This window comes from Ileibacterium valens (assembly GCF_001945525.1).
Lineage (GTDB): Bacteria > Bacillota_I > Bacilli_A > Erysipelotrichales > Erysipelotrichaceae > Ileibacterium > Ileibacterium valens.
On record NZ_MPJW01000045.1, the window covers coordinates 1 to 8,208 of the forward strand.

Consider the following 8,208-nt stretch of genomic DNA (forward strand, 5'->3'; position numbering starts at 1 on the left):
ACTCACCCGTTCGCCACTGTATCCAAAGATACCGTTCGACTTGCATGTATTAGGCATGCCGCCAGCGTTCATCCTGAGCCAGGATCAAACTCTCCATTTGATTTGACTCAACGCTTTTGCGTTTTTTACTTTGTGATTGTTCAGGTTGAATTGACTTGTACTTGGTTTGTTTGTTTAACCTGTACCAATTGGTACTTGTACATACTGTCTGTAAAGTTTTCAAAGAACGAGTTATTTGTGAAGATTTATTTATCTTTCACAAGCTTGTTTATCTTACTCCCTGTCCTGATCAAAGTCAAAGACTTTTGTGAATTTCTTTTTGAATTTCACAATCAGAAGAAGACTTCACTTGTGAGAAACAAGCCGTCTCTCACAAGGCTCATTAAGAATATCACTCCAGCAATCATCGGTCAACCCTTTTTGTGAATTATTTTTAGATTTTCACAAATAAGGATTTTTGCCCTTAGATAAAGGAGTCTGGATATTCAATACTGCTGTTTCAGTTCTGATTTTTCAATCAATTCCATAAACAGCTTGCTTACCTTAATCCCTAACATAAGAAAGATCAAGCCTTTTGAATCAATCGTCACTCTTTAATCCGATTTTTTAAATCCTTTTACTTCGTTTGAACTGATCAAATAAAGTAAAAGCGCGATCTGACTTGATTCGCGCTTTTTGGATATCTTAAATTTTGTTCTCTTTAGTCTAATTCTGGAAAATTTTCCTGGATCTTTTTGGTGATTGCTTTAGCCAGGAGTCCATGATTTTTTTCATCCATATGGATTCCATCAATTTTCGAAGGAGAGGCAAACTCTGCAGCATTCATAAAATGAACTGGATATGGAGCTATCGCTTGCTTGATCTCTTGGGCAAGCAGTTTGGACTGAGCCACAGAATACGAGTTGAAGTTGCCGGCAGGACCGACAATTTCCGGTAAAGTCTCATCCAGTAAAATAGGTGAAATGACCAGAAGCTCAGGTTTAGGCATTCCTTCAAATAAAGTCGGATTCAGATATTCACAGACATACTGGCGAATCCCATTGGCAATAAAGCGGGCCGAACTGTGATAGGAAGACTTCAGATCGTTTGTTCCAAGCATCAGGACGATAAGATCCAGCGGCTGATGGGAAATTAGAGCCCTTTTAAAATCCTTAAATCCGCATTTTTCTGGCTGAAAGGTGTCAATGCAAACGGCATTGCGTCCATTGAGCCCTTCTTCAATAATCTCGACCTGATCCTTATTTAATGAGAGATTTCTGGTCCATCTCTCATCCATTCTTTTATATTCTTCCGGAGAAAAACCCCAGGTGTTGGAATCTCCATAACAAAGAATTCTTTTTTTCATTTTAATTCAGTTTACCTTTCTGTATGACTTCAAATCTTCTGTTGATTTACCTTTTTTAAAGGCAAAAAATCTCAACCTTATTCTGTTATAGTGCCAGTTTCAATGGCTCTGAGGGTTTCATCATGCAGGCGCTGTTTTTCGTCCCGGTTATAGCGCATATAAGCGGCATACAATATATCAATCATCACAAGCAGCGGAAACTGTGGGGAGATCAGGTTTCCATGATTCAAATGAATTAATGAAGGAACCAGAACAATTTCATCACAGATATTATTATGGTAGTCATACTGATTGCATGTGATCAGTATTGTTTTTGCTCCCCTCTCTCTTGAAAGGCGAAGATAATCCAGCATTACATCCCGATTTCCAGATAGAGATAACCCAACCACAAGATCATCAGGTTTTCTGAACACCGCAATCATTCTCATCATGTCAAAATCATCAAACGCTTCAATGCTCAGACCGATTCGCATGAACCGATAAGCCATTTCTCTGGCGGCATATCCAGACGATCCAATCCCACCGACAAACACTTTTGAAGCTTCAGAAATCATCACTGCGATTCGACAGATTTGTTCTTCATTGATCAGGGAATAGCTTTTTGTTAATAAGTCCTGATAAGCATCAAGAACCTGAAGAGAAGATTCAGTAATATTTTCGGTTGGTTTGTTTGCGACCAGACTTTTTTCATACTGGTAGATAAATTCCCGAAAACCTTTAAAACCGCATTTTTTCGCAAATCGAACCAGAGTCGCCTCAGAAACCGCAAGTTCAACCGCAATGCTTTTCAGGGAAAAATCTTCAGGCACAGTCCCTTTCAGGAAGTATTTTGCGACCTCCTTTTCTGTTGCGGTAAATGTTGAGTATGCCGCTTCAATATATGGAATTGCGGATTTTTCCTTGTATTGCATAAGTCAACCTGCTCTTTCTATTCTTATGATCCTATCCAGATTTGTATAAACTTCTCCTGGACTTGTTCTGCTCCTTTTATTCAGGATTCAATGATTCAATACGTCAGATTCAATTCATCATGTACCCAATGACTGAAAACCTTCATATATTTATGCAAGCTCAGGATGCTTCTGTAAAAAGTGAACCAGGGCCCCTTTCATTCCGGCTGCATTCTGATGAGACGCAAAACGAATTTCAGTATTTTTGGCAATCAGAGGGATGGAGTTGGAGACAAATCCCGCTTCGATCCAGGGACGAAGAATGTCTTGACGAGCCATAATTCCACCTCCAAGAACAACCACCTGCGGATTGAGTATGAAGCAAAGCGAAGCGATGCCTTTACCAATGCGGCGGGCCAGTTTTTCAATTTCAGCTTCGCATACTTCATCTCCATTTTCAGCGCATTCAAAAATACGCCGTCCATTCCATTCGCATTCAGGTTCATCTTTGAGCATAGCTACCGAGCGAACAAGGGCACTTGTAGCCGCCTGATCCTGAAAAGCAACTCCATCGATTGGGATATATCCAACTTCACAGGCTGAATAGGTATTTCCATGACTCAATCGGCCTTCTTCAATAAAGCATCCGCCAATTCCTGTCCCGATGGTCAGGATCAGGGCGCTTTTGGTCCCTTTTGCACTGCCCGACACGTATTCTGATAATCCAGCGGAATTGACATCGTTTTCGACTTCGACAGGCAGATTCAGATCGGCCAGTTCTTCTCGATAATTCACACCGATGTATCCAGGAATGGCATTGGAGGCATGAATGATTTCTGTTTTTTCTGTATCTACAACTCCCGCAGTTGAAATTGCAATGCCTTCAACATTCGGAAATTCCTGAATTAACTGTTTGCAGAGATCATGAACCTTTTGAGCCAGCCCTTTTCCGCCTAGTATTTTGGCATTGGTTGGAGTTTCCTTCTGAAGCAAGACCTCATCCTGGTTTGTGATGACTCCATATTTAATAGCTGTTCCGCCGATATCGATGCAGATAAATTCTCTTTTTGGTCCAATTTCTTTTCTTTCTTCCATATTCTTATGCCTCCTGTGACATTTTTCATCTTGTAAGTTCAAAACGGATTTTATCTGGTTTTATCTATAGACATATCATTTGAAAAAAGCCTTTCAGACTCATGCTGAAAGGCGTTAAGATCAGTCAATCTTTACTTTGAAGATCGCTTTCTTTACTGTTTCTGGCTTTCCATTGACCGCAACAGCCGTACGATGTGCGTCTTCTGGATAGCAGACAAGGAAATCACCTGGCTGCATGATCACTGAAGTATTCTTTTCTCCCTGTGCTGGCTGGAAGTCGCCTTCTTTCTGGTATTCACCTTTTTCAAGATTGGACAGAAAGTTCAGATCAATCTGCTCAGTTCCAGAAATTGGTACATGAACATCAAGATAATCTTTATGAGCTTCCCAGAAACGGTTTTCCGGGTCAGTTGTTGTATATTCAACGATATTTACGAAGAGATCATCGCCATCGATCACATGCTGACCTTTTTCAAAGGAAGCCAGATCATTGTTCTTAGCAAATTCAATTGCTTTTTTTACACCTTCGGCGAGGATTCCCTGGGATTCATTTTCATTTAATCTTGCAAAAATCATCGGATTCTCCTTTTAATTCGATCCATTTCAGAATCTCAGAAGTCAGCTTGGACCTCTGAGATTCTGTTTGAATGGCTTTGATACCTATGGATCAAATGATATTTAAATGATTAAAACTTAAGCCTGTGCTGCTTCGACTTTTTCTTCTTTCAGACCTTTTTTGAAATCAGAATATACGGTAAAGCGAGGAGCTTCGGATTTCTTTCCGGTTACCGCATTGTAAATCCAGCTTGCGATCAATCCGACTACCAGGCAGACAGTAATAGAAATCAGAGAGTATGACCAGATGGAAACATCAGTCATCATGTATTTCACATAAATCATGACAGCAGTAGATGCTGCAAATCCGGCAAAGGCGCCGCAAGCGTTGGCATTTCTGAAGAATACACCCAGAATGAAGATACCAACCAGAATTCCAAGAACAAGACCCATGAATCCGTTGAACCATTCGTAAGCAGAAGTGATTCCTCCAGAAGCAAGAAGTACTGCAACTACGATTGAGAAGATACCTACAAACAGAGATACATACTGACCAATACGGGTCTGTTTTTCAAAGCTCATTTCATTCTTGGCAAGTCTTGACTGAATATCAAGAGTCCAGGAAGAAGCAACCGAGTTCAGACCGGTTGAGAGTGTAGACTGAGCAGCGGCGTAAATAGCAGCCAATAGAAGTCCGGTAATACCCACTGGAAGTTCAAATGCAATATATGAAGCGAAAATCTGGTCCTGAGCGGCTGCAGGTGGAAGTGGATTCTGCTGATAGAACACATAGAGTCCTGTACCGATCAGGTAGAAAGCTGTAGCAAGTACCAAAGAAAGGATTCCATTGGTATGCATCATTTTATTCAGTTTCTTTGTATCTGTTGTGGTGGTAAAACGCTGAACGATATCCTGGCTGGATACATAGGAACCAAGAGTATTCAGTCCGGCACCAAAAATCATGATAAATACAGAGTCGCGCAGGATGTTGGCATCAAAGATTGGCTGATCTGGAGCCAGGAACTTGTGTTCTGTCCAGAAGGAGTTGAATACGGCGCCGATGCCGCCATCGATGTTGCTCATCAGATAAATCAAGGCAAAGATAATTCCGACAATCAGAACAGATCCCTGAATGAAGTCTGTCCATAATACAGATTTAAGTCCTCCAGTATAGGAGTAGATAATTGCGATGACACCCATGATCAGAATCAGAATGTTCACGTTAATTCCTGTTAAGGAAGCCAGTACCATACATGGCAGATACATAATGATAGACATACGTCCAATCTGGTAGATGATAAACATCACAGCCCCAAGAATACGTAGAGCCTTGGAACCATAACGCAGTTCAAGATAATGATATGCGGTATCGATATCGAGTTTTGCGTAAACTGGCAGGAAGAAGCGAATTGCTAATGGGATCGCCACCAGCATACCAAGCTGTGCAAACCACATAATCCATGTTCCGGCATAGGAGTTACCAGCCAGAGACAGGAATGAAATTGGGGAAAGCAGTGTTGCGAAAATAGATACGGATGTTACCCACCATGGAATGGTTCCATCACCTTTGAAGTATTCCTTGCCTTTCATATCTTTCTTAGCAAAGAACAGACCGGCTACGAGGACGGCTGCCAGGTAGACAACCAGAATGATCAGGTCAATTACTGTAAAACCTTGCATCGTGTTCTCCTTTTAATATTGAGGACGGATCGGTTCAATTTAAGAACCACCTTTCCTTCGTTCATCTTTTTTGATTCAATTCTCAAGTTTCTTTCACTTAAGTTTGTTCTCAATTATTTTTTCAGTAATCTCTTAATCCCTTAGCTTTTCCTAAGAGATAAAACAGTTTTCAATTCTATTCGATTCTTAAAATTTTCGATCCCTGTCTGAAGAAGAGGAGAAAGCAGGTTCTCCTCTTTTTTGAACAGGAATCGAATAAGGATTGATCTTATTTCTTCCTGAATGTTCGAGTCAGGTTTATTCAAAAATTTTCTTTAAAGGTATTTTGCTTTGGCAGCGCGAATCATTTCAGCAGCTTCTTTAACGATTTTTTCATCGCCTTCTGCTAATGGAGCAAGCGGAGCAGCTACGCTTCCGAGTTCAAGACCTTCGTTTTCTTTCAGAATGGCCTTAATCACTGCATACATATTTCCATGAGCGGAGCACATCTTGTAGATGATTTCATTGACATCGTACTGAATGGCTTTAGCCAGTTCCCAGTCCTTGTTTGCAAGAGCTTCGTTCATCTTCAGGAATAATTCAGGCATTACACCATAAGTTCCGCCGATTCCGCCTTTAGCGCCCATCAGACGTCCGGAAATGAACTGTTCATCCGGTCCGTTGAACACGATATAGTCATCGCCGCCATCTGCGCAGAACATCTGAATGTCCTGAACTGGCATAGAAGAGTTCTTAACACCGATGACATTTGGGTTCTTTCTCATTTCTTCATACAGAGCAGGAGTTAAGGCTACGCCAGCTAACTGTGGAATGTTGTAGATGACAAAGTCAGTGTTTGGAGCTGCTGCAGAAATGTCGTTCCAGTATTTAGCGATTGCGTGTTCTGGAAGCTTGAAATAAATTGGCGGAATGGATGCGATGGCATCAACACCAAGAGATTCAGCATGTTTTGCCAGTTCCTGGCTTTCTTTTGTGGAGTTGCAGGCTACGTGAGCAATAACGGTTAAGGAACCATCGTTGGCTTCCATGACGTTTTCAAGAACTGTCTTTCTCTGTTCTGGAGTCAGGTAAATGCATTCTCCGGAAGAACCGTTTACGTAAACCCCTTTAACTCCCTTGTCGATGAAGTAGCGGGTCAGATCCTGTACTGCTTTTGGGCTGATTTCTCCATTTTCGTCAAAGCAGGCATAGAATGCTGGAATAACTCCTTCGTACTTTTCTAAATTTCTCATCTTGTTTTCTCCTTTTTCTTCGATGATGATTCAAATTTATTTTTCTTCTCGTTTTCACAATTAAGGCTGCCGCTTCATGAGACTTTTCATTTAAGTCCTATGGCATTCACCAGAATCTCAGTGAGCGGTTACATCCCACTCAAATTTTTTTGGCCGAATGGCCAGAAATTTTTTATGTGGTCTATTTGAGTGCGTCGGTAAAGCGTCTGGTGATCAGCTGGGGGCGGGTAATAATGCTTCCGACCACTACGCTGTAACATCCAAGATCGATGACCCTGCGCACTTTTTCAGGAGTATCGATGTTTCCTTCCGCAATTACCGGATGTTTTGCATCCTTGAGAATTTTTCGAATAATTTCGAAATCGTTGCTTTCGATGTGCTCACCTTCGGATTCAGGGGTATATCCCACCAGAGTTGTTCCGATGAAATCAAAACCTAACCGATCTGCATGAAGAGCTTCTTCAACCGTTGAGCAATCAGCCATCCATTTCTGTTCTGGATACTTTTCCTTGATCTCTGCAAAGAATTCATCGAGAGTCTTGCCATCGGGACGAATTCGATCGGTCGCATCCACTGCGATGATTTCCGGTTTAACTTCCATCAGTTCATCCACTTCTTTGATGGTTGGAGTAATGCGGACTCCATTTTCGGGATAATCCCGCTTGATGATTCCAATAATTGGAAGATCGACCTGAGTCTGGATTTCTCGAATATCTTCAACTGAATTAGCACGGATGCCAGCCGCTCCGCCTTCTTTGGCGGCTTTGGCCATTCTTCCCATAATGAAGGAAGAATGAAGCGGTTCTTCTGGCAGCGCCTGGCAGGAGACGATCAGATGATCCTTGATTGATTCAATACCTTTTGTGTTCATGAGTTGTTCTCCTTGTTGACAATGGAAGTATATCGCATCTGTAATTTATTTCAAAGTCTAAAGTATATTTAGAATTTACTTTCAGTATAATCCATAAAATTAAGCTTTTCACCCTATTTTCAGCCGTCTTAAGATGATTTTTATCGATAAAAAATGAAATTATATTCCGGTCAAAGCGCTTTCGATTGTTTTCTCTTTCAGTTACAACTCCTTTTTTCTGTTTTTTTGGCTGTGAAATGCTTCAGAAATCTACCAGATGAACAGGGCCAAGCAGCTGAATATATAAAGCCCGCAAAGCATATAAACCTGAAATCTGGATATTCTGCATATATGCAACCAAACAACCAAATTGAAAGCACCTGATCATTCCGGACGCCAGTTCCCCTTCAGAATCTTTTGTTTTCAGAAAATCTCAATGTCATTAAGTTAAGCAGATAGAAGCGCGAATTGCTCCGCACTTCATCGTGGTGTTCAGAATCTACCAGAAATTTTTATCTGGAATCAGCCATTTTTCGGCTTCAAGCCTCACGAATACGATAA

General features: G+C 41.2%; 7 protein-coding genes and 1 rRNA gene. All 8 read right to left on the reverse strand.

Annotation, left to right across the window (positions count from 1 at the left end; translation table 11 throughout):
• A 16S ribosomal RNA gene (locus tag BO222_RS01240) occupies positions 1 to 100 on the reverse strand; the annotation flags it as partial.
• Between the two features lie 600 nt (positions 101 to 700).
• Complete coding sequence (locus tag BO222_RS01245) at positions 701 to 1,345, reverse strand: GDSL-type esterase/lipase family protein (protein WP_075817657.1); 645 nt, start codon at positions 1,343 to 1,345, stop codon at positions 701 to 703.
• 77 nt (positions 1,346 to 1,422) lie between these two features.
• On the reverse strand, positions 1,423 to 2,256 hold the full coding sequence (locus tag BO222_RS01250; RefSeq protein WP_075817659.1) for a MurR/RpiR family transcriptional regulator: 834 nt from the start codon (positions 2,254 to 2,256) through the stop codon (positions 1,423 to 1,425).
• 150 nt (positions 2,257 to 2,406) lie between these two features.
• A complete protein-coding gene (locus BO222_RS01255; protein WP_075817661.1) occupies positions 2,407 to 3,330 on the reverse strand; it encodes an ROK family protein in 924 nt (307 codons plus the stop codon).
• 120 nt (positions 3,331 to 3,450) lie between these two features.
• Positions 3,451 to 3,906 carry a YhcH/YjgK/YiaL family protein gene (locus BO222_RS01260; RefSeq protein WP_075817663.1) on the reverse strand — a complete coding sequence of 152 codons (456 nt, stop codon included), beginning with the start codon at positions 3,904 to 3,906 and terminating at the stop codon, positions 3,451 to 3,453.
• A gap of 117 nt (positions 3,907 to 4,023) precedes the next feature.
• On the reverse strand, positions 4,024 to 5,565 hold the full coding sequence (locus BO222_RS01265; protein WP_075817665.1) for a sodium:solute symporter: 1,542 nt from the start codon (positions 5,563 to 5,565) through the stop codon (positions 4,024 to 4,026).
• A 314-nt stretch (positions 5,566 to 5,879) separates the two neighbouring features.
• On the reverse strand, positions 5,880 to 6,797 hold the full coding sequence (locus BO222_RS01270; RefSeq protein WP_075817667.1) for a dihydrodipicolinate synthase family protein: 918 nt from the start codon (positions 6,795 to 6,797) through the stop codon (positions 5,880 to 5,882).
• A 181-nt stretch (positions 6,798 to 6,978) separates the two neighbouring features.
• Complete coding sequence (locus tag BO222_RS01275; protein ID WP_075817669.1) at positions 6,979 to 7,668, reverse strand: N-acetylmannosamine-6-phosphate 2-epimerase; 690 nt, start codon at positions 7,666 to 7,668, stop codon at positions 6,979 to 6,981.
• Positions 7,669 to 8,208: the final 540 nt, after the last annotated feature.